The sequence below is a fragment of the Peribacillus sp. V2I11 genome (assembly GCF_030817135.1).
Lineage (GTDB): Bacteria > Bacillota > Bacilli > Bacillales > DSM-1321 > Peribacillus > Peribacillus simplex.
The window spans coordinates 3140691-3162959 of record NZ_JAUSYW010000001.1 but is presented as its reverse complement, the minus strand read 5'-3'; the positions used below and the strand labels follow the sequence as shown (position 1 = coordinate 3162959).

At 36.9% G+C, this 22269-nt stretch carries 16 protein-coding genes and 2 pseudogenes; 5 read left to right on the top strand and 13 right to left on the bottom strand.

The genetic code is table 11. The features are described from left to right. Nucleotides 1-184: 184 nt before the first annotated feature. From QFZ73_RS15390 to QFZ73_RS15370, 5 genes are all read right to left on the bottom strand, one after another. The gene (locus tag QFZ73_RS15390) at nucleotides 185-334 is read right to left on the bottom strand and encodes a hypothetical protein (RefSeq protein WP_307267708.1); all 150 of its coding nucleotides are present in this window, start codon (nucleotides 332-334) and stop codon (nucleotides 185-187) included. A gap of 345 nt (nucleotides 335-679) precedes the next feature. Further along, complete coding sequence (locus QFZ73_RS15385) at nucleotides 680-1426, bottom strand: polysaccharide deacetylase family protein (RefSeq protein WP_251438261.1); 747 nt, start codon at nucleotides 1424-1426, stop codon at nucleotides 680-682. 388 nt (nucleotides 1427-1814) lie between these two features. Next, a protein-coding gene (locus tag QFZ73_RS15380) for an IS3 family transposase (RefSeq protein ID WP_307267704.1) occupies nucleotides 1815-2935 on the bottom strand; the annotation gives its coding sequence in 2 pieces (ribosomal slippage) (nucleotides 1815-2686 and nucleotides 2686-2935; 1122 coding nt in all). A gap of 146 nt (nucleotides 2936-3081) precedes the next feature. Next, nucleotides 3082-5271 (bottom strand): transglycosylase domain-containing protein, encoded by a 2190-nt coding sequence (locus QFZ73_RS15375; RefSeq protein WP_307267701.1) that lies wholly within the window; start codon nucleotides 5269-5271, stop codon nucleotides 3082-3084. A gap of 81 nt (nucleotides 5272-5352) precedes the next feature. Continuing rightward, nucleotides 5353-5592 carry a hypothetical protein gene (locus QFZ73_RS15370; RefSeq protein ID WP_307267698.1) on the bottom strand — a complete coding sequence of 80 codons (240 nt, stop codon included), beginning with the start codon at nucleotides 5590-5592 and terminating at the stop codon, nucleotides 5353-5355. Nucleotides 5593-6616: 1024 nt separating this feature from the next. Here QFZ73_RS15370 and QFZ73_RS15365 point away from each other — a divergent pair. Both QFZ73_RS15365 and QFZ73_RS15360 read left to right on the top strand, forming a co-directional pair. After that, complete coding sequence (locus QFZ73_RS15365; protein ID WP_307267694.1) at nucleotides 6617-7168, top strand: hypothetical protein; 552 nt, start codon at nucleotides 6617-6619, stop codon at nucleotides 7166-7168. 845 nt (nucleotides 7169-8013) lie between these two features. After that, complete coding sequence (locus QFZ73_RS15360) at nucleotides 8014-8421, top strand: DUF4183 domain-containing protein (RefSeq protein WP_307267691.1); 408 nt, start codon at nucleotides 8014-8016, stop codon at nucleotides 8419-8421. A 94-nt stretch (nucleotides 8422-8515) separates the two neighbouring features. Here QFZ73_RS15360 and QFZ73_RS15355 read toward each other — a convergent pair whose 3' ends face one another. Next, on the bottom strand, nucleotides 8516-8800 hold the full coding sequence (locus QFZ73_RS15355; RefSeq protein ID WP_307267688.1) for a DUF4183 domain-containing protein: 285 nt from the start codon (nucleotides 8798-8800) through the stop codon (nucleotides 8516-8518). A gap of 498 nt (nucleotides 8801-9298) precedes the next feature. Between QFZ73_RS15355 and QFZ73_RS15350 the strand changes: the two are divergent. Next, a pseudogene (locus QFZ73_RS15350) lies at nucleotides 9299-10370 on the top strand (IS3 family transposase). 18 nt (nucleotides 10371-10388) lie between these two features. Beyond that, a pseudogene (locus QFZ73_RS15345) lies at nucleotides 10389-11532 on the top strand (IS110 family RNA-guided transposase); the annotation flags it as partial. 605 nt (nucleotides 11533-12137) lie between these two features. Here QFZ73_RS15345 and QFZ73_RS15340 read toward each other — a convergent pair. The 5 genes from QFZ73_RS15340 to QFZ73_RS15320 all read right to left on the bottom strand — a co-directional run bounded on the left by QFZ73_RS15340 (nucleotide 12138) and on the right by QFZ73_RS15320 (nucleotide 19125). After that, entirely contained in the window at nucleotides 12138-12857 is a 720-nt protein-coding gene (locus QFZ73_RS15340; RefSeq protein WP_307267685.1) for a hypothetical protein, read from the bottom strand. A gap of 498 nt (nucleotides 12858-13355) precedes the next feature. Beyond that, nucleotides 13356-14153 carry a fumarylacetoacetate hydrolase family protein gene (locus QFZ73_RS15335; protein WP_307267680.1) on the bottom strand — a complete coding sequence of 266 codons (798 nt, stop codon included), beginning with the start codon at nucleotides 14151-14153 and terminating at the stop codon, nucleotides 13356-13358. 132 nt (nucleotides 14154-14285) lie between these two features. Beyond that, a complete protein-coding gene (locus tag QFZ73_RS15330) occupies nucleotides 14286-15719 on the bottom strand; it encodes an alanine/glycine:cation symporter family protein (RefSeq protein WP_251432276.1) in 1434 nt (477 codons plus the stop codon). Nucleotides 15720-15866: 147 nt separating this feature from the next. Further along, nucleotides 15867-16862 carry an asparaginase gene (locus QFZ73_RS15325; RefSeq protein ID WP_251432279.1) on the bottom strand — a complete coding sequence of 332 codons (996 nt, stop codon included), beginning with the start codon at nucleotides 16860-16862 and terminating at the stop codon, nucleotides 15867-15869. A gap of 988 nt (nucleotides 16863-17850) precedes the next feature. Further along, nucleotides 17851-19125: an IS110 family RNA-guided transposase gene (locus tag QFZ73_RS15320; protein ID WP_307267673.1), complete on the bottom strand. Its 1275-nt coding sequence runs from the start codon at nucleotides 19123-19125 to the stop codon at nucleotides 17851-17853. A 404-nt stretch (nucleotides 19126-19529) separates the two neighbouring features. On the opposite strand from QFZ73_RS15320, the gene QFZ73_RS15315 reads away from it, so the two are divergent. Further along, the gene (locus QFZ73_RS15315) at nucleotides 19530-20147 is read left to right on the top strand and encodes a cell wall hydrolase (RefSeq protein WP_307272805.1); all 618 of its coding nucleotides are present in this window, start codon (nucleotides 19530-19532) and stop codon (nucleotides 20145-20147) included. A 217-nt stretch (nucleotides 20148-20364) separates the two neighbouring features. Here QFZ73_RS15315 and ltrA read toward each other — a convergent pair whose 3' ends face one another. Together ltrA and QFZ73_RS15305 are read right to left on the bottom strand one after the other, a co-directional pair. Next, on the bottom strand, nucleotides 20365-21627 hold the full coding sequence (ltrA, locus tag QFZ73_RS15310) for a group II intron reverse transcriptase/maturase (protein WP_307267670.1): 1263 nt from the start codon (nucleotides 21625-21627) through the stop codon (nucleotides 20365-20367). A gap of 43 nt (nucleotides 21628-21670) precedes the next feature. Continuing rightward, nucleotides 21671-21826, bottom strand: a complete 156-nt coding sequence (locus QFZ73_RS15305; RefSeq protein WP_307263198.1) for a hypothetical protein — start codon at nucleotides 21824-21826, stop codon at nucleotides 21671-21673. Between the last annotated feature and the right edge of the window lie 443 nt (nucleotides 21827-22269).

The following is a 22269-nucleotide window of genomic DNA, read 5'->3' as shown; positions in this document are numbered from 1 at the left end:
TGTCCCTTTATTATTGAGCTAACCTGCCCCGATAGTTCCATAGAAAAAGAGCTGCCAAAGCAACTCTCTTATTGAAGTAAAGAACCTGTTAGCTGCATAAGACTTATTGAGAGTTGACAAAAAATGTGAAGGAGAGAGTAGGTCATTAGAAAAGATAAAAAAACGCCCAAAAAAGGCGTTCAATTTAATCATTTTTATTGACTTTACCGTCGTTCCCCTTGTCAATACCAGTAACGTTATTAACTATTTGTGGAAACAAGTTTAACCCTTGATCCAAAGCATTCATTGAATCGGCTTTTTGGCCAAGATTTTTTGATTTTTCTTGTTTTTTCATTTTCATCGCCTCCTAAAATTAGGATTCGTAGTAAATCAAAATATATTCCAAAGTAATTTTTAAATGATTATGTTGCACAGTTCGTATAAACCGAGAGACTGTACTACATATATTTATACAGTCATATGTGAAAGCAAACGTCATTCACTGTGCAGTTTAAACTATGCTTTTTCATCTAAACTACCTCTCTAGATCCAGAAAAAGGCTGCCGCCACAACCTCCCTTATTGAAGTAAAGCACCTGTTAGTTTAAGTACAAAATTTCACATACTTTTTGCAGTTAAATTACCCCATTGCTTATAAACAATATTAAGTACTTTTCCCTTGGTTCCAAAAGAAAAAGCGATTACCTGGTATAGGAACCGCCTTCAACTATCTTTGCAAAGTCATCAAGAGTAGTTGAATACTTGATATAAATTCGTGGTAAAAGATAAAGTTCGTCTTTAATGCCCTTCTCAGAAAATAGTTCAGGAGTTGTCGTAAGTCCAAACAAATAATATTTCTTCGTTTCTTCTACGACTTTGTCATTGAAATTTCCGTATGGATACGCAAGAGCATTAACTGGTTTGCCTGTTATTTTTTGAATTTTATCTTTGGACCCTTTCAGTTCATATTCATAATTTTTTATTTCCGTCAAATCAGGATGTGTAGCAGTATGAGACTGGATTGAGATTATACCCGAATCAGCCATCATTTTTAAATCCGATTTCGATAATCGGTTTGGTCGACCGATAAAGTCTGAAATAACAAAAATGGTACCACTTGGTTTAAAACGTTCGTTTTCAAGTTTCTGAAAGATAGCAAATGCATTCAGATTGTTTTTGTATCCGTCATCAAAGGTAATGAAAATGGGTTTTTTTTCTTTATAAATGTCTTGCCAACGATCAAAAGTTAATAATGTGTAGCCATGGTCTTTTAAATAAATCATTTGTTTCTGGAAATTATCAGGAGTTACGTATAGCTCCTTAGAACCCTGCCCAGTAAACTCGTCAATCGAATGATAAATTAAAATAGGTACTTTTCGTTGAGCAAAAACTTGTGATGGAAGAATTAAGATAAGAAGACATAGGAAAAACATTACAACCTTTTTCATAAAATTCCTCGCTTTGCATCCTTTTTATATCTTTTCAATTTATTGTGCCTCAAAAGCATAGTTCTATTATGATTTCTCCCATATTTGATTCTATCTCCCATTAATCAATGGTGACTTTGATAATCCCAAATGAAAAACTAATTTCTTAAAACACTAAGGATTCGGACTAACTGCCACATTAGCTCTATAAGAAAAAGAGCTGCCAAAGCAACTCCCTTAATGAAGTAAAGCACCGTTTAGTTGAAGAAAATTTGTACTATTTAATCCTTAATAGATCACGCCTGCGGCGTTACCTCTTCCTTGCGACCATGAGTCTGGTGATGAATAACCCTGATCTTCAGCTAACGCACCCTATAGTTTAAGTAGAAACTGGATTGTCAACACTAAATCAAACAACTTTTTTAAGGGATAACTTCTTAAACTCTAGAGGGCTTACGTAGCCTAAAGTTCCATGAATTCGCAGCTTATTAAACCAGTTCACATAGTCTCCAAATTCGAGTGTTAGCTGATCTAAGCTTGCGAATGTTGTTTGATTGGCGAACTCAGTCTTAATGATTTTAAAGGTCGCTTCCGCGACAGCGTTATCATAAGGGCAACCTTTCATACTTAGTGAACGACCAATCTCAAATATGGTTAACGTTTCGTCAATCAGCTTGTTTTTAAATTCATTCCCTCGATCTGTGTGGAAGAGCTGAATATCACGGAGGTTCCCTTTGATAGATGCAAACGCTCTTGCCACAAGCTTCGCATCCTTGTTAGGTCCTGTGCTAAATCCAATAATTTCACGATTAAAGAGATCGACAAAGACACATATGTAATGCCATTTATTTTTGACTTTGACATATGTTAAATCGCTTACCACTACTTTTTTCTCTTCTTTTTGTAGAAATTCCCGATTTAATTCGTTTGCCTGGACTGATTCGTTACATGAGGTCTTTAGCGGTTTGTACTGAGCGATTGTATAAGAGGAAACAAGCCCCTGTTCTTTCATGATTCGGCCAATTCGCCTTCTGGAGACCGTAAGGCCTCTTTTCTTTAATTCAACCTTAATCTTACGTGTTCCGTACGCCTTACGGTTTTTATCAAAAATGTCTAAAATGGCGTTTGTGACATCGTCTTCTGAGGTTCGTTCTTTTGCTTCGTAGTAATAGGTGCTCCGTGAAAGCTCTAGGACGCCACACATTGCTGATACCGAGTATTTATCTTTGTTCCGTTTAATTACATTTACTTTCGTCCTAGTATCAGCGCGGCTTGCTTTAAAATATCATTCTCCATCTGTAACTTCTTCAGTTCTTTTCGTAGTTTAATAAGTTCTTGTTCCTCAGGAGAACGGTTATCTTTTTCTTTAAAAGAACCTGTGTTTTCACTCTGTTGTATCCACCGGTCTAAAGAAGAAGGAGTAAGTTCATATTCTTCAATAAGAGCCTTTCGGTTTTTCCCATTTTGGTAGAGTTGAATGATCTGTTGTTTAAATTCGGAAGTGAACGTACGGCGTTCTCGCTTGGTCATTTTGAGTGCTCCCTTATCTGTAGTGAGTTAAGTGTATCTGCCCTTTAAACTTCTGTCCAGATAAGTGTAGACGATTCAAACCTTCACATTCTCTTATGTGTATTATAAAAAAGGATAGAACCAATGCGATCCCATCCTAAAAATCTTTATTGTTTGTGTTTCTTTTCCTCTTGTTGTTTATGCTTCTCTTCCTTTTGTTTGTGTTTCTTTTCCTCATGTTGTTTATGCTTCTCTTCCTCTTGTTTATGTTTCTTTTCCTCTTTATTTCCATCAATATCAAATGGTTTATCTTTATTATTTTTTGTAACTGGTGGAGCTTCTTCAGGATTTGCACCTTTAATGAACAGTTCATTATTCACCTGGTATACATCACTAGGCTGCTGGAAGCTACTTTGGTCTGTTCCAAACGCTTCCAGCATGACCTTAAACATTTGGTGCGAGATTTTAGTTGTATTTCCATCCATATAATTACCTGGACCATTTTTAGTATATCCAGTCCAAACCGCCATAGTGTATTGCGGTGTATAACCAGCGAACCAACTATCATTTACCGAACCGGGTGGATATCCATATTGTACTCTGGTTTTACTGTCAAAATTGGTTGTGCCAGTTTTTCCAGCCACATCTAGTCCAAGAACATTTGCTGTTTTTCCTGTACCAGATTTTACGACTGTCCGTAACATATCCGTCACCAAATAAGCTGTGTAATCATGCATAACACGTTTTGGCTTTGGAGTTAAATTAACAACTCTGCCATCAGGATAGACAACTTTACGAACAAAATGTGGTGTATTGTATTCACCGTTATTTCCAAAAGCACTATATGCCCCTGCCAACTCTAATGGATTAACCGTATTACTTCCGATCGCATATGATTCGTACACCTTATTATTATTAAAAGTAATACCCAGATTTTCTGCAAAGTTTTGTGCTTTATCCATCCCTACTTCCTGAAGGGTAAGGAGTGCTGGAATATTGTATGACCATTGAAGTGCTGTTCTAATAGACAACATTCCGTGATATTGATGATCCCAGTTAGAAATAGATTGACCATTTGAGTAGGTTATCTCATGATCATTAATTTGGTGTGCTGTAGACCATTTTGAATTTTCAATTGCCGGACCATAATCAAAGACTGGCTTGAAAGTAGATCCTGGTTGACGTTTAATATCAACCGCAAAGTTGTTGCCTCGGAAGGAAGCTTTATATTGGTTTCGACCGCTTCCAATAGCTCGAACTTCTCCTGTTTTTGTATCTAAAAATACGAAGGCTCCTTGAAAATTGTCATTTGGATAAGAAATAATCGTATCGGTGTTCATTATTTTGTCCGCAAAGGTCTGAGCTTTTGGATCTAGCGTCGTATAAATAGATAATCCATCCGAACTGATATCTACATTTTTCTGCTTTCTTTCAACTTCTTTTACAACAGCGTCCAAAAACGCCTCGTACGGCATTCCTTGTTGTTTCTTTTTTGGAACAAGTCCTGATGTAACTGGAGCCTTCTTTGCATCCTCCAATTGCTTTTTCGTAATATACCCCTTTTTATACATAGCTTCTAAAACAATATTACGACGATTTGTTGCAGCTTTCACATGTTCGGGTTCAGTGGGATCGTAATAACTTGGACTCTGTGGGAGCCCCGCCAGCATAGCGGCCTCCGGAAGCGTTAATTTATTTAGATGATCGGCATCGATTCCGTAGTAATTTTTGGCGGCAGCTGCTACACCATATGCCCCGTCTCCAAGGTAAATCTTATTTAAATACATCATTAAGATTTGATGTTTGGAATACTTTTGCTCAAGCTGATAGGCCAAGCTCCATTCCTGTACCTTTCGCTTTATTGTTTTCTGAGGTGACAAAAAGGAGTTTTTAATGACCTGCTGTGTAATCGTACTTCCGCCTTGAGATCCGAAATCCCCTTTTAGGTTCTTGAAGATTGCTCTCGCAGTTCCTTTAATATCAATGCCATTGTGTTCATAAAAATGTGCATCCTCCGTGGCAATGAAAGCATGTTCCAACATTTTTGGAACTTGAGAATACTTAATTTTTGTCCGCTTTTCTTTACCATATTCGTAAATGAAATTCCCGTTTTTATCGTATAATTTGGTAGAAAGCGGATCGACTAGTTTTGAAGCATCTATTTTAGGTGCATCCTTAATCATTGCTGCAACCGTAACTGCCCCTATTCCAATTGAAATAACAACTAACAGTAAGCACCATATTAAAACTTTTTTCAAGAAAAATCTTCTTTTAGGGGAGTTTACACCTTTTTTTTGATCTTGTTTTGTTTTTTCCACTTGTTTTCGTTCCTGACGAGAACGATACGTTTCTGACATTAATCTTCTCTCCCATATTCAAGTTACTCGACAAAGTTGAAGAAAACTATGCAAAGAAATAACCTTTTATTTACTCACTAGTCATTGATGATCAGTATGGTATTTAAAACAATGCCTTTCATGCAAAACCTGTATATAACGAATTAAGGAAGCATTTATCCTATACTCTCCTTGGTCGGTTTTCGCAATAAAGTAATCACTTCGCACTATCTTATCTAATGTATCTTGTAGAACGTCTTCCTTCTTTACATCTGGCCCTTTTAATATTTTTTCTCGTTTAATATCATTATCCAAGGTATAACAAACAATAAATTTCTTCAAATTAATTCCCCCTTTCGAAAACAACCTCCGATTGTCTTAAGTAGGGAAACACGTCTACTTATTTGAAACGAATAGTCTTAAAATTTATATGCTGATAAGAATGCAATTATCGGAGCCAGCTTTGTCTTTCAAAGACGTTATATATGAAGCAAATACCCATGTTGATAAAATGATGGATGGCATTCCTTCTATTTTTGAAAAATACCTTTGTGTACCATCTATAAATATTTCATGAATACCATAGATACAGCCTAAAAAGATCAAAGCGTGTATAGGAAATTTCATTTTTTTAGTCCATTACACAGACCATTTATATTAATTCGAAAGGAACCTTAGTATTAAGGGGGCAAAAATATTTAATCCTCGATTCCCCCCTCTATATAAATTCCTGCTCCACTTACTACTTCACTCTGCTCTTTATCTTGCTCTTTAATATATCTAATGGACAATATTATCCTGTTAGAGATAATAGAACAAGGAAGGGAAACCCTATATCTATGTTCACTTCAATTTTCCTCTCTTATTTTAGGCGGATCTCGTTACTTTATTTGCACTTTTTACCACCACTTTTAAAAGCTTCTGAATCTAATATATAATAACTCCTTGTTGAACTAAACTCCCTCAATAAACTAAACACAATCTCACGATTGCTATAGAATTCTTAGGATTTCATAGTCATATCATTAACCGTTATCTATGTAAGCTCGGCATTACTCCTCAAGGATAGGGATTTATCGAAAAAAGTGTATGCTAACTAGCCAATTTTATAGGAAAAAATTGGTTTAATCACTGTTATGATCGCACTTTAGGATATCCACATGTCTCATGGAGGTCAACCCTCCCATGTCTCACAGAGTCGATGCTCCTACATTCCTTCGTTCAACCTTTCCATGAGGTGGATGTCGGTCATGCTGCCCCACAGGATCTAAGTCCTCACGTTAGTTGCTTTGCCGACTAATCCGTGCTTCAACTTTTAAATGAGTGTTAATTAAATAAGGTGGTAAAGCAATACCAGAAAGAGAAAATGAACGAGATTAATGAAGCTATATCATACGAATCAAATGTTAATTCCGAAGAAGTTAAAACAATAGAATTAAGTGATGGTTCATCTGTTGAACTTAGTTCAACAGATGAAGCTGATAACAGTAATTCAACAAACTTACAATCTATGGGATTTAGCGCAAAGTCTACGGATATGGGGCCATATCGTACAGAAGATAAAAAATATGGAGCCAGATTGTATACTGCTTGGGTTAAATTAAAAAGTGCAGGGGTCACTGTTGCTACCTTAAAATTAGGTAATCATTATTCTGTTGGTGATTATGGGTTGAAAATGAGATATGCTGATGTAGGAGGAACAAATGGTACTGTTTGGTCATCTGTAGATGCTTCATGTGAAGTTACTGATTCAAAAGCTGAAAAAGTAGGTTATGATATGAATGCTGTAGGAACTTATAAATTAAATGGTAAACTTAATAATGGCTATATAGTTCTTACTAGTTATATCAAACTTACTTCTTTAAATAAATCTAGTAAAGTTGCTCGTGTTTATCAAAAATACACATATAGAGATTAAAATTTTTAATGGGGTTGAATTAAAATGAATGTATCGTCTTCTTATTTTACATTTGGTTTAAATAACATGATTTTAATGGTCGGAGCTATACCAGCTATCATATACGCTTTATATTTATTACGTAAAATTTCAAAAAAATAAAGTGAAAAAAGAAGGGGAACTTTTGTAGTTCCTCTTCCTTTTTTGTTACTTTGTTTCTTCAGCAAATCACATTAAGAAAAATTTCAAAACACCTCCTATTATAAAATCGTAATTTCATTTCCGTAATCCCCCAGCACACAAGGTGTTAAAGGTACATTCGTAAAACGTATCAATGACGGTAAATTGAGAGCCCGTGTCGATGCTGATGATACAGGTGTTACAGCATCTGCTATTACTGGTTGGTTCACTACTGTATATAACAAAGCAATATCTATGGGCTACCTTCGGGTAGCTCTCTTTTTATTTGTCTTAATCAACTAACGCACCCGTTAGTTTAAGTAAAATCCTTCACAATTTCGTTATTTAGCAGTTCAATCTAACTAGGTTTTGATCCTCTATACTTACACAGCTTAGCAGTCGCCGGCTGAGGAGTAAAGATGGATGAAGTAGAGTTTAGGTTGTATGTATAAATGGAGGGAACGGGATGAGAAAGAGATAGAAAGTAAAAAGAATAGTAGCTTGAAGATAAAAGAAGTGGAGTCGGAAAGAGTAAAAAAAAAATGTGTATGATGTGAAAATTATAGAGGCTGTAGAACCCATACCTGAACCAATAGAAATGAATATATAAGTGTAAGGGAGATACAGAACAAATACAGAGAATTTCGGAGCATCATTATCCAAAAAGGAGGGTTTAATAGAAAGTTATGACTAAGAAATTAATCGGTTATCAAAGCATGTACCAGCAACAAAAGAAAACAGGACTGTATAATAAAAATAGTTGTATATCACCAAGTCCGCCAAGAGGTTGTCCAAATATTTATCCAGTGAGGGAAAACCCAAATCCAATTAACATTTTAAAGGTAAAAACTTTTCAATATACTGCAATCTCTGACGGTATAAAAAGGATTTATACCAATCAAGATGGAGTATTAAAATACGGAAGCTCTGGGATTCTTAATCCAAACAGCGTATCTTATATAAACTTATTTATAAATGGAATATTACAGCCAAATATAAATTATATCGTAGAACAGGGAAAACTTACATTCTCTAACGATTTACCCCTATCTGGATCCCCTATTATTCTTCAATTTGTAATAATTTATGGATAAAGAAAAATGGAAAGTTCTTACGCATCCAATGAACAAAATGCCGGACAATTACCCTATTGATTTCCGGCATTTTTTCATTGGCAAATCATGAGTATTAGTTGACTACAACTTCAACAACAATTGGAGTTAAAGCATCAAGTGCATCGCCACCTGGAATAGTTATAGTAGTAGTAGTAAGGGTTGAGGTATCAGCTGTTTGAATCTGAGCATTTATATATAAAACATAATAAGCAAATGACCCTGGAAATGCGGTTACAGCTGCACCGGCATCATCCGTAAAGGTTGTTGCTGCAATTGCAAATGTCGCTCCTGTACCTGTACCATCTCCTATTGTGGCAGTAAACTTTCTTGATGCCATAAAAGGTTTAATTATTGCCATTTATATCCACTCCCTTCTTTTTTAAAGTCCGGGATTTTTTCTAGACAGTCCTTAAGAGGTTGTCCTTCCCCCTGTTAATTATCTTATTTCATACTTCGAATTAGGGAACGGCAAATTTAACTTTTCTTATTGAACTCCCTCAATAAACTAAACACAATCTCACGATTGCTCTAGAATTCTTAGGATTTCATAGTCATATCATTAACCGTTATCTTTGTAAGCTCGGCATTACTCCTCAAGGATAGGGATTTATCGAAAAAAGTGTATGCTAAACTAGCCAATTATAGGAAAAAATTGGTTTTAGCAATGTTATAATTGCACTTTTGGATATCCACATGTCTCATGGAGGTCAACCCTCACATGTCTCACAAAGTCGATGTGGAACGGCTACACTTATCTAGACAGAAAATTTAAGGTCAAGTAGACTACAAATACTACTAGTTTAGGAGATTGACTTAAAAAGAGCGAAGAACATTTACTGATGAGTTTAAAAGCCAAATGGTACAGCTGTATGTGAATGGTAAACCAAGAAGGGATATTATTCGTGAGTATGAACTGACACCATCCTCTCTGGATAAGTGGATTTCTCAACACAAAACCTCCGGTTCTTTCAAAGAAGCTGATAACCGAACACCAGAAGAAACAGAACTAGTAAAGCTTCGTAAGGAACTGAAACAGTTACAGATGGAGAACGATATTTTAAAGCAAGCTGCGCTGATACGTGGACGAAAGTAAATGTGATTCGGAATAACCAGCACAAATACTCGATATCAGCAATGTGCGAAGTCCTTCAATTGCCAAGAAGCACCTATTATTATGAAGTAAAAGAAAGGTCATCAGTAGATGAAGTAAACTCCGACATCATCGAAATCTTTCAGAACAGCCGGCAAAACTATGGTACGCGAAAGATTAAAGTGGAATTAAAAAAGCGTGGATTAGTTGTCTCAAGGCGACGGATTGGGCGGATTATGAAAGAACAGGGCCTCGTCTCTACCTACACAGTAGCTCAATTCAAGCCACATTCAAAAACTTATAATGAGTCTAACCAGGTTAACGAATTGGACCGTGGGTTTAATCAGGAAAAAGAGTTGCACGCAATTGTAAGCATTTGACGTACGTAAGGGTAAATCAAAAATGGTGTTACGTATGTGTATTTGATGATCTCTTTAATCGGGAAATTATCGGCTATAGCGTCGGGCCAAAAAAAGATACTTTACTGGTCTACCGGGCATTTTCATCGATTAAGGTAGACCTGAGTAAGATTCAGCTATTTCATACGGACCGAGGAAGCGAATTTAAGAATAAGCTAATAGATGATGCTTTAGAGACATTTGACATTCTACGTTCGCTAAGCATGAAGGGCTGCCCGTACGACAATGCCGTAACTGAAGCTACGTTCAAAATCATCAAAACAGAGTTCGTTAAGGGTCGTCATTTCGAAACGCTAATCGATCTAACAAGAGAACTACAGGACTATATTCATTGGTTTAATCATATTCGTATTCATGGAACACTTGGCTACTTAAGTCCGATTGAGTATAAACTTGAACACCTTAAGAAAGTTGTCTAGTTAAGTGTTGACAATCCAGGAGACCCTCTTACATTTGAAAATAATGAAGAGGGGTTCCTTAAACTATTAAAATGGATTCATGATTTAAAAAGATTAAAAAACTTAGATGCAGCAATATTAGGTATGGAGCCTACAGGCCATTACTGGATTAACCTATCAAAATGGCTGGATAACCAAAACATTGAAGTTGTAACAGTCAATCCCCACTTAGTAAAAAGGAATAAAGAGAATCGTGATAATACCCAATCTAAGAGTGATAAAAAAGATGCGCTCGTTATCGCGGATATGGTCAAAAACGGCTACTATTCCTTTATTCGCCCATCATCAGAATCCTTTGAGAAGCTTAGAGTTCTAATGTCTAATCGTGATGTGATTATTAAACGTCTCGTGATGTCTATTAATCAAGTAAATCGATGGGTGGATGTGGTCTTTCCTGAACTCAGACAAGTGTTTAAAGATGTAACGTGCAAAGGGGCGATCGCAACCCTTCGTTTATTTCCAACACCGGATGAAATATCTTCACTAGAAACACTAGATGTCATGAGGGGTTGGAAGTCTTTAATGAAAACGACAACCAGGACCCAAGAAGGCTCAATTACTAATCAATCTAGCCAAATCCTCTATTTGGACCGGACAAGCTCTTGATGCTTATAAATTCCATTTAGAACAATTATTAGAGGAATTTGACCTCGCTGTCAAACAACTCGAAAGAGTTGAACAACAAGTTAAAGAAGTTCTCTACAAAATCCCATTTGCAAAAAAACTACTTATGATTAAAGGAATAAGTGAAATTTCATTAGCCGGAATACTGGGGGAATCAGGAGATCTAAGTGGTTTCTCTCACGGAAACTCTCTATTACGGCATGCGGGATTACATCTAGCTGAAGCAAGTTCAGGCAAATGGAAAGGTCAGATTGTCATTTCAAAGCGTGGAAGGTCAAGACTACGACGATTCCTCTACTTAGCAACTATGAGCCTTTTGATGAATAACCCTGAGTTTAAAGCCGGCCATTCCCATAATGTGAAGGTAAAGAAGATAAAGAAAATGAAATCAATCATGAAACTGATAGGTAAACTAGCAAGGATTTTTGTAGGAATAGCACGACGAAACGAGTCTTATTGTCCAATTAAAGTCCAAGTATTAATCCCATTAGCAGCATAGAAATAAAACATTAGTTATATGTATCATTAAAAATAGTTAACTTTAATTTTGAATGTTGTCTTATTCGTAGGATTTCAAATATGTACGAGTACCAGGTTTCTTAAACAAAAGGGCACTGTGACCCCATCAGGTTAGCATAACATAACTGGCCTCCACCCCTTGGATAGGCATGACCAAGGAATGAGAGGGCAATTGACCCGTTGAGACATGGGAGAGAAAGCCTCCAGGGGCGGCGTGGAGATGTGCATTATATGGTAAAATATGGAGTAGAAGCTAACTCCTTTATTTAACTATGCCTTCACGAATCCTAAATTATCTGAACTCATTTCATTTATCCGTAAGTCTAAATACAAGGGTTATGAAATCCTGCGAATAAGCGAGTATTCGTGAGCATTTTCTATTAAACTGAGGGAGTTCATTAAGGAAAACCAAAATCAAGTATTGATCACGTTTATCATTTTTATAAACGATTAAACTTTATTCAAAACGGTACGACTTTAAAACTACACAGTTTCGGGAAAGAATAATGATAATAACAATGTAAATAACGTATAATTCAGTGTTGGTTTTAGCATTATAAGTTTGTTTCTCTTTTTAACAAAGGATCATTGTGAAAGGTTTGTCAGTTCGAAGAATTCAGATTCTGGTTTCTTTATTTTTATCCCCTTTTCTGATTGAAAATATATTTCTTTATCACTTCCATAATGAACCTTAATTTCTAGATTTCCAAAATCAATGACACTTGTTCTTTCCATTTGAGGTAGCTCCTCTTTATCCCAATCAATCGCTTTATTTATAAGTGATTTTATCTCTTTAATCTTAGATTTATCATTTAATTCAAAACATTTTTCATCTTTCAGAGTTTCATAGATACAAATGTTGTCTGGTAAATCTTCAATCCAAGAAGTTGATTTATATATTGGAGTTTTATCAAATAGGAGTTCAGTTTCATAATCATATTGATTATAACTTGCTGAAATCCACAATTCACCGTCAAAACCTTCTTTTCTCCATCGTGAATGAAAACCAGACCAATCATTTTCGTCATCGTTATCATCTAGAGCTGATTGTTCATACTCAACTTTCCAACCAAGTTTAGGAAGTTTGTTCATATAAAAGTTATAAATATCCTCCCAACGATTTCCCTTTATTACATAGTGGCTTCTAGTTGGTTTCAATCCCTCAAATAACGGAATATCTCTGTGTTGTTCTGGAATAATAGACATCCCCTCATAGGTATCATCAGTGGCTTTTTGATATGCAAACCAACCTAAAAAAAGTAATAACACAACACTTCCTAATAACAGAAAATCATTTTTGTTCATATTATCCCCCTTAATAAGTACACCATATTATTTCTTTAAGTACGATTGTTAGATTTTTATATATTTTACATTCTATGTGATAGTGTAGCTTTGAAACAAAGTTCGATCAAATTAATATAAGAAACCTTGATAAATGGATAAATAAAAGGGCATGTTTTGAAAAAAAGATTAATCAAAACATGCCCTTATAATATTTAATTGGATTATTCTAAAAAGATTGATCAGTCTTGTTTTCATTAATCAGCTAACGCACCCGCTAGTTCATTCAGGAATGATTCCATACTCAACTATATTTAGCCATTGACCATCAGGTTTATCATTTATCTCAAATAAATTGACACCAAGCTCTTTTCATACTGCCGTTTCTCTAGCAGCACTACATGCGAATGCAAGTACAAAGAAACTCTTCTTTTGCGATGTCCCCTGTAACATTTTAAAAAGCCGGCTCATCTATTTATGAATATTTTCATTTTGGGTTATTAAGAATTCTGGCAAATCCTACTGAACCTCATTACACAGCCGACCGATATTCTCGACTTCAACAACGACCTCATCCCCCGACTTGATCGGGCAGCTGCCAGATGGTGAACCCGTGGCCAAAATGTCACCGGGCTCCAGTGTCATCACCTGTGAAAGCCAGCTGATTAGAAACGGAATGCTTAGAGACATTTCATTGGTATTCCCGTCTTGGACAACGCGGCCGTTTAAAGTGGTCACAATCCGCAAATTAGTGGGATCTACCCCGGTAACGATGCACGGCCCCAAAGGTCCGAACGTATCAAATCCTTTGCCCCGCGTAAACTGTGGATCTTTTTTTGTAAGATCTCTTGCTGTGACGTCATTAAATATCGTGCAACCAAATACATAATCAAGCGCATCTTCTTCTTTGATATTTTTTCCGCGCTTTCCAATGACCAGTGCTACTTCCCCTTCAAGCTCCACTTGATTGGATAGCTCGTTTGGAGGAAGGATAATTTTCTCCTTGTCTGCAATAAGCGAAGATAATGGCTTTAAAAATAGAAATGGTTCTACAAGGTTTGCCTCTCCCCCTGTTTCCTTCGCATGACCTGCATATGTCCAGCCGAAATTAACCACTTTCGAAGGTTTTACAGGTTCCAAAATTTTCACGTCACTATATTTCAGCTCTACCCCGTCATACTTTATTTCCTTGTTGACAAGTTCAGCAAAACTGCTAGACAGTTGTAATATCATCCCATCCTCAACAATACCGTAATGTATCTTGCCCTGTTGATTCTGATAGCGAACTATTTTTTGTGTTTTTTGTAGCACATGCATTATGAATAAACTCCTTTGACGAGTAAGATATACTTACCTCAGATAATATAAAATTCAGCGCTCCTCATAATCGCAAACAAGTCCCCTGTTGGAGATATATACCAAACCCTTATGTCTGAACATCTTTTTTTATTAAATGGCGTTTTTCTTTTTTAAAGTGGAAGCATCTTGAGAGTGCTCCCAACATTCAAGATTTTCAAGACCTTTAATGCTGTCTTTATAAAAAACAGGATCTTGACCAGCTTTTTTTTGTTTCATATAATCACTTAATGCTGCAAAAGCTACTTTTGATAATAATAGAACGGCAATTAAGTTTACGATAACCATCAAGCCCATAAATAAATCTGCTAAATCCCATACAAGCTCGACCTTTGCAACCGAACCGAATACAATCATGGCGAACGCGCCTATTCGATATAGAATCAACCACACTTTACTTTTGTGTAAAAATCGAATATTCGTTTCCCCATAATAATAGTTACCAATTAACGAACCGAATGCAAATAGGAAAACAAAGATAGCAAGACAACCTGATGCCCAGGAACCGATATGTTCACTTAATGATGTTTGTGTAAGTGCAATGCCAGTTAGCCCCGGTTGTTTATAAGCATCAGAAAGTAAAATAATAAATGCTGTGCTTGTACAGATGATCAGTGTATCCGTTAATACGCCAAATGCTTGAATAAGCCCTTGTTTCACCGGATGACTTGTTTTTGCCGTTGCGGCAACGTTTGGCGCACTCCCCATACCAGCTTCATTCGAGAATAAACCACGTTTAACTCCATTCATGAACGCAGCGCCTATTGAACCGCCTGCTATTTGTTCAAAGCCAAACGCGTTATTAATAATAAGAGAAAGAATTTCAGGCATTTTGGTTATGTTCATTGCTACGACAAACAATGCCATTCCAAGGTATAACACACCTAGAATCATAACCTTGTATTCAGCGATTTTTGCAATACGCTTCACACCGCCAAAGATAATCCCAGCGAAAGCAAGTGTCATGAGAATCCCTACAGTTAAACGATCTGTACCAAATGAGTTCTCAAAAGCAATTGTAACGGTATTTGATTGTACAGAATTGAATACAAGACCGAAAGAAAGCGTAATTAAAATGGAGAATAATACTCCCATCCAACGTTTGTTCAATCCTTTTTCCATATAATAGGATGGACCGCCTCGGAAACCAGTCTTATCTTTTACTTTATATACTTGCGCTAACGTACTTTCAATAAAGCTGGTTGCTGAGCTAATAATAGCAATAATCCACATCCAGAATATCGCTCCAGGACCGCCTAATGCAATCGCAATCGCAATTCCTGTGATATTACCTGTTCCAACGCGAGCGGCCATACCGATACAGAAAGCTTGAAATGGGGAAACGCTGTCTTTAGAACTAGTTCTCCCTTCCATTAAAACACGGACCATTTCCTTTAACATTCGAACCTGTACAAATTTCAATTTAAATGTGAAATAAATCCCACAAGAAACAAGCATAATAACTAATAATTTTGACCAAAGGAATTCATTTGTTACGCCAACTACATCATGTAATAATTGTTGCATTCTATCACCTCTTATTAAAAATTTACTAGCTTAGAAGATACCTAGTTTTTTCACTGTAAAAAGATCGACTTCATCAACTGATGAATTCAGTCCAAAGTCAGGGGTTATCTAGCCCCAAATATTTGAGTTAGCCTTGATAGCAGTATCTCAAAAATATAATGTACTATCTTCTGCAATCGATGTTTCCATCATTTCTTTTACCTTTTTAGGATCTGTTGTTTTTCCTAGCACCCACATCAATTTCGGCACGATTGCTTCTGTGTTCATATTTTTAGAACGTACTACACGATTATGGTCAATTTTCCGACCGACTTCATATATACTCATGTCTTCTCCTTCTTCTAGACATTGAGTTGTAATGACAACCGATACACCGTGCTCTATTAAATCAATTAATTTCGCCAAGATGTTGCGGACTTGAAAAGGAACACCACCACTTCCATAGCTCTCTATAACCACTCCTTTATACAAACCTTTTAGGCAGTCAAAAAACTCTGGTTTTATCCCAGGATGTAATTTCACAACCGCTACATCTGTACAAAGTGATGTATCTAATTGAATGTGTTTCTTTTTTTGAATATGAATCGATTTATTATATTCAATATGGTCATCATGTATCGATGCAACATACGGATAATTAATACTTTCAAAGGCATCATAGCTTTTCGTTCTAAGTTTAATCGCTCTTGTCCCTTGAATGACTTTGCCGTCAAATACAATATATACCCCACCTATATCTTCACAAGCAAAACGAATGGCATCTGAAATGTTTCGTTTTGCATCCGTTTTACTATACGAAATAGGAATTTGCGAACCTGTAATAACAATCGGTTTTGATGCATCTTGCAACATATAAGAAAGTGCAGCTGATGTGTAAGCCATTGTATCGGTACCATGCGTAATAATAAAGCCATCGTATTGATCGTAATGTTCGTAAATAGCATTCGCCATATCTATCCAAAACTCTGGCTGCATGTTGGTGCTATCAATGTTCATTAACTCTTTCGTATCAATACGGCAACGTACATTTAATTCAGGTATATAACTTAATAGATCATCGGCATGCAGTTCAGGTACAAGTCCGTTTTCTCCTTCAAGCGAGGCTACTGTTCCACCAGTCGTAAACAACATTAATTTTTTCAATGATAATGGCTCCTCTATCTCTTTTTTACAATAAGTTTTTTAAAGAATGTATTCAATTCGCGTATGCTTATTCAATTCGCGTACTTACCATGTAATTATAGTAACATAAATATAATAATTCAAGATACAAATAATTCAATTTTCGTACACTCCATCCACTTTTTGAATTCACAGAATGGTGTTTGCTTCCTGAATCTGAGCTGAGTTATTACAAATAATAAATATCAAAAAGATAATTATTTCATTAAGATACTTAATTGCAAAACCCATATACATCAACGTGTTTATATGTTTTTTCAAGAGAATATTATAGTTTTTTCTAAATGTTTTTATATACGTAAATCATTTAGTGAAATAATTTAGAATAATATTCTTCTGCAATTTAAAATCTTTAATTGAGGGACAATTGATTTTATCCCATGTCGGATAATATACCGCCTGCCCAGATTTAAACATACAGTATCCTTAAAATTATCACGCAAAAAAAAGCGATCCATCCATTTAAGAATCGCATTTGGTCTATTAACTATTTCTTATTCAACTCCCTCGGTATGATAGATATATCTCTCGAATGCTCACTTATTCGCAGGATTTCATAACCCTTGAAAATACATTAAGGTTAAAAGCAATGAGCTCAGATCCATTTGGCTTCGTGGAGGCATAATTAAATAAAGGAGTAATAAAAAACTCCATATATTACCATATAATGCACGTAATCTCCACGCCGCCCCTGGAGGCTTTCCCTCCCATGTCTCAACGGGTCAATTGCCCTATCATTCCTTCGTCATGCCTATCCAAGGGGTGGAGGCCAGTTTTGCTAACCTGATGGGTCAATGCCCTTTTGTTCAATAAATCTGGTACTCCGTACATATTTGAAATCCTACGAATAAGAAAACATTCGACAAAAGATAAGCTGAAAATCAAGTGCTAATGATTTTTAAGTGAGGTTCCCTTCGAAAACCTGTAAAGCATGATTTATTCAATATAACTACGCTGCCAGAGCTGAAAAAGGTTGTAATTTTTCTGGAGAATAAGATTCATTTCGTTTGGCTATTCCTACAAATACTCGAGCCAGTTTACCAACCAATTTCATAATTGATTTCATTTTCTTTATTTTTTTCACCCTAACATTATTGGCGTGCAACGCTTTAAACTCAGGGTTATTCATGACAAGGCTCATCGTCGCTAGGTATAAGAAACGCCGCAGTCTGGATCTCCCACGTTTAGAAATGACAATTTGTCCTTTCCATTTACCAGAGCTCGCCTCGGAAAGATGTAACCCTGCATGACGAAGGAGAGAATTACCGTGGGCGAATCCACTTAAATCTCCAGCTTCCCCTAAAATTCCAGGTAAAGAGATTTCACTGATCCCTTTAATAGCCAGCAGTTTCTTTGCGAAAGGAATTTGTTGAAGCACGTTAGTGACTTCTTGTTCCACTCTTTCGAGTTGCGTTGTAGCTAGATCATACTCTTCTAGTAGTTGTTCTAAATGTAGCTTGTAAGCATCAAGTGCTTGGTGCGTTCCGATAGAACGTTTAGCTAAATCTATAAGTAGATAAGCTTTTTTCAACCCAGGCTGACGCTTCATTACCGATTTCCATTTGCCTACAATATCTTGAGGTTGCATCGATCGTAACTCGATTGGTGTAGGAAGCAAACGTAGAGTTGCGATTGCCCCTTTGCCTTTCACATCTTTAAACACTTGTCGTAGCTCAGGAAAGACTACATCTACCCAACGATTTAATTGGTTGATAGAACTAACGAGACGTTTAACGATTACATCACGGTTGGACATAAGGACTCGAAGTTTTTCGAAAGACTCTGGAGTTGAACGAACAAAGGCATAGTATCCATTCTTCACCATATCCGCAATCACAAGAGCGTCTTTTTTATCACTTTTGGACTGAGTGTTATCTCGATTTTCTTTATTTCTTTTTACAAGGTGAGGATTGACTGTTACGACATCAATCTTTTCGTTAGATAACCATTTCGATAGATTAATCCAGTAATGACCTGTAGGTTCCATACCGACAATAGTTGTGTCTAAGCTGTTTTTAGCTTTTAGTTTATTAATCCATTCTAGAAATCTGTTAAAGCCTTCTTCGTTATTTTCGAAAGTAAGAGGATCACCTACCACGATTCCTCGATAATTTACAGCTCGAGCAACGTGAAATTGTTGGGCAATATCTACGCCAACAACGAGATGTCGATCAGAAATTCGTTCAATGAGTTGATTTTGTTTGTCCTGCATTTTAAAATTCATATTAGGGTTCCTCCTAAGATTTTGAGTTAGAGTGGTGTCTTACTCATATCTTACTGAGGAGCCCTACTTTTTTCAAAGCTGAAAAATAACGCTCTACAGGAATGCTAACCTAGCTCCATAAGGAGTCTTGCTGCATATGCCCATCAAGTTAAGATTTCTTTATACCCAAAACGAAAAAAGCTATCTTCAGTAGCATTAACAGAAAGAATAGCTTATTTTTTCGTTTTGGGTATAATCCTTTTTCTTAGCTTGATGCGATAGGCGGTACCCAGTAAACAGACAAATTTGTCTGAAAATTTCTTCGGTTTTTGGTTTAAAATAGGAATAATGTAAGATAAATCTATTTTTCTTGTATGATAAAGTAGAATAGAAGGAAAATGAATCGAAGGATGTGGTATCATTTGATGCTAAATGTAAAAAAAATGTCGTTTGTTGTTTTTATTTGTTTCATGTTTTTTATACCAAATTCAATCTCTGCTCAAGAAATTTTACACAATGGAAGTCAAGGACAAGCAGTTTATGGCTTACAAGAAAATTTAAAGAAAATGGGTTACTTCAACAGTCAACCAACAGGGTATTATGGTTCAATTACTGATCATGCAGTGAAACAGCTTCAACTAGATTCTGGACTATTACCAGATGGAGTTTTTGGATTCCAAACACAACAAAAATTAAATAGTATTGAAATGATGGCCAGGGTTGTTCATGGAGAAGCTCGAGGAGAAACTTATGAAGGAAAAGTAGCTGTCGCTGCAGTGATTTTGAACCGAATGTCAACGCCAGGTTTTCCTAAAAATACTTACGATGTTATTTTCCAGACAAATGCTTTTACAGCTGTACATGATGGGCAATATTATTTGACCCCAAATAGTTTTTCTTATCGAGCTGTTATTGATGCATTACAAGGCTGGGATCCTACTCATGGTTCTGTTTATTATTATAATCCGATCTCGGCAACAGATGAATGGATTTTCACTAGGGAAACAGTCATTAGAATAGGCAACCACTTATTTGCAAAGTAAAACTAATCTCATACATATTGAGGAGATATTTTTATAGATTCATATTATAAATATCCCATTATCCATGTAGTGGGGTATAGTTGAAAGGTCGGGCAGTAGTTGCCCGACCTTTTTGGAGGTACCCTTGGCGGCGGCACCGTTAATCGAGTAGGAGGAGGCGCCTAGCCTCCGACCTCTCACACCACCGTACATACCGTTCGGTATACGGCGGTTCAGTTTAAGTCTGACGTAGTTTTGTATATCGTTCATATAGATTTACTAACCCATGATGGAGCCAATAAACATTATTAAGGGTTTTGTCTAGAATAGGACTATGCGCTATGCGCCAATAACCCTTTCTGCTATTTCCCCATTCATAGGCTTTTCCAAATGGGACGCCTAATCCTTTGAGTTTCCTCACCCTCGTTCTTGGCAATTTCCATTGCTTCCATAGACACATCCTGAGTCTTCTTCGAATCCATGAATCTAAATTCTTCAATACGTTCGGAGTATCAATGAGGGCGAAATACCCCATCCAACCTCTAAGGTATTGCTTTAACTTATTTATTCGGAGTTTCATGGGTATCGGTAATTTTCTCGAGGTCATTTCCCTGATTCGTTTCTTTACTCTCTTCACCGTTTGTTTAGCCAGTAGAACCTTCGGGTTCTTCTTTGACTTCGTGAAACTAAAACCGAGAAACGTTCTGTTCCAAGGGCGATCATACTTCGACTTCTCGTAGTTGACCTTTAGCTTCAGTTTATTTTCAATGAAGCTTGAGATATTTCCCATTGCACGTTTGGCGGCTTTTCGTGTCTTCACAAAGATAGTACTGTCATCCGCATACCTTACGAATCGAAGATTGCGTTTCTCTAGTTCTTTATCTAACTCGTCTAACATGATATTAGATAATAAAGGACTTAACGGACCTCCTTGCGGAGTTCCCTCCTCACTTTTATGAAAAAGTCCGCCTATCATAATGCCTGCTTGAAGGAATTTACGAATCAGTTTGAGAACTCGTTTATCTTCAATTTTCCGCTCTAACATTCCCATGAGCTTGTCATGATTCACTTTATCGAAGAACTTCTCCAAGTCCATATCCACTACCCATGTATAACCTTCGGTTATATAGGACTTTGCCTTTCGAACCGCCTGGTGCCCCTGTTTGTTAGGGCGAAATCCATAGCTATTCTCCGAAAAGGTTGAGTCATATATCTTGGTCAATATTTGGGCAATGGCTTGTTGAATGAAACGGTCTAGAACGGTTGGAATACCCAATAGCCGAACTCCGCCGTTTGGTTTCGGGATTTCGATACGACGGACGGGCTGCGGTTGATAGGTACCCTGTAAAAGGGCAGTTTTCATGTTGTACCATTCGGTTACGAGGTGCGGTCTCAGGTTTTGAACCGGCATTCCATCTACACCATGGCTTCCCTTATTTCTTTCTACACGCTTCAATGCCTGTATTAAGTTTTCCCTCTCTAGTATCTGTTCCATTAACATCGTTGATATCCTTTCTACGTGGATAAATGGTCTATTTGTGCCTTTATCTGCTCCACCCTTTTGAAGTTCCCCGTGTATTCACCACTTCTTCCTTCAAATAAGTTCCGTTAGGAATTGTTTGCTTCTTTGCAGATAACGAACGCCTAGTATTCATCCTCCTTAATCTGTTCGGTCCTTCCTTATCTTCTCGAGTAGACAAGTACTATGACCTCTGCTGACTTCTGATGATTCAGCTGTCCATCACTGGACAGGTTACCAAGTGTACTTGGCTGTCATCAGACCTCCCCGGGTAAGAGTGCAATCTTTCCCTCCATCTATCTGCTTCATTTACTCTGTACCACCTTCGGCAGTAAGGACTTTGTTTTGTTTCGCAAACTCATCCAATGATACCTAGCCTTATATGAAGTTCGTGTTCCTCAGACCGGAGGTTTGCCGCTTGCTTCCTTCAGATTCCACGTCACCGTGGACACCCTTGCATTAAGCTAACCACTACTACTGCCTTCATGGTTCGGGACTTTCACCCTATAGATTGCACCCATGCCGGGCGCACGAAAAAGCTGCCTTAAGACAGCCCCTAACCCTTAATGAACTAATCTGCCCCTTTAGTTCCATACAAAAAAGAGTTGCCAAAGCAACTCCCTT

What these genes read in the sequence shown, in the direction of transcription:
- ltrA (WP_307267670.1), bottom strand. Translation starts at nt 21,627, where the DNA reads ATGTTAATGGAACAGATACTAGAGAGGGAAAACTTAATACAGGCATTG.
- QFZ73_RS15330 (WP_251432276.1), bottom strand. Translation starts at nt 15,719, where the DNA reads ATGCAACAATTATTACATGATGTAGTTGGCGTAACAAATGAATTCCTT.
- QFZ73_RS15375 (WP_307267701.1), bottom strand. Translation starts at nt 5,271, where the DNA reads ATGTCAGAAACGTATCGTTCTCGTCAGGAACGAAAACAAGTGGAAAAA.
- QFZ73_RS15365 (WP_307267694.1), top strand. Translation starts at nt 6,617, where the DNA reads ATGAACGAGATTAATGAAGCTATATCATACGAATCAAATGTTAATTCC.
- QFZ73_RS15320 (WP_307267673.1), bottom strand. Translation starts at nt 19,125, where the DNA reads ATGAATTTTAAAATGCAGGACAAACAAAATCAACTCATTGAACGAATT.
- QFZ73_RS15335 (WP_307267680.1), bottom strand. Translation starts at nt 14,153, where the DNA reads ATGCATGTGCTACAAAAAACACAAAAAATAGTTCGCTATCAGAATCAA.
- QFZ73_RS15315 (WP_307272805.1), top strand. Translation starts at nt 19,530, where the DNA reads ATGCTAAATGTAAAAAAAATGTCGTTTGTTGTTTTTATTTGTTTCATG.
- QFZ73_RS15355 (WP_307267688.1), bottom strand. Translation starts at nt 8,800, where the DNA reads ATGGCAATAATTAAACCTTTTATGGCATCAAGAAAGTTTACTGCCACA.
- QFZ73_RS15390 (WP_307267708.1), bottom strand. Translation starts at nt 334, where the DNA reads ATGAAAAAACAAGAAAAATCAAAAAATCTTGGCCAAAAAGCCGATTCA.
- QFZ73_RS15385 (WP_251438261.1), bottom strand. Translation starts at nt 1,426, where the DNA reads ATGAAAAAGGTTGTAATGTTTTTCCTATGTCTTCTTATCTTAATTCTT.
- QFZ73_RS15360 (WP_307267691.1), top strand. Translation starts at nt 8,014, where the DNA reads ATGACTAAGAAATTAATCGGTTATCAAAGCATGTACCAGCAACAAAAG.
- QFZ73_RS15340 (WP_307267685.1), bottom strand. Translation starts at nt 12,857, where the DNA reads ATGAACAAAAATGATTTTCTGTTATTAGGAAGTGTTGTGTTATTACTT.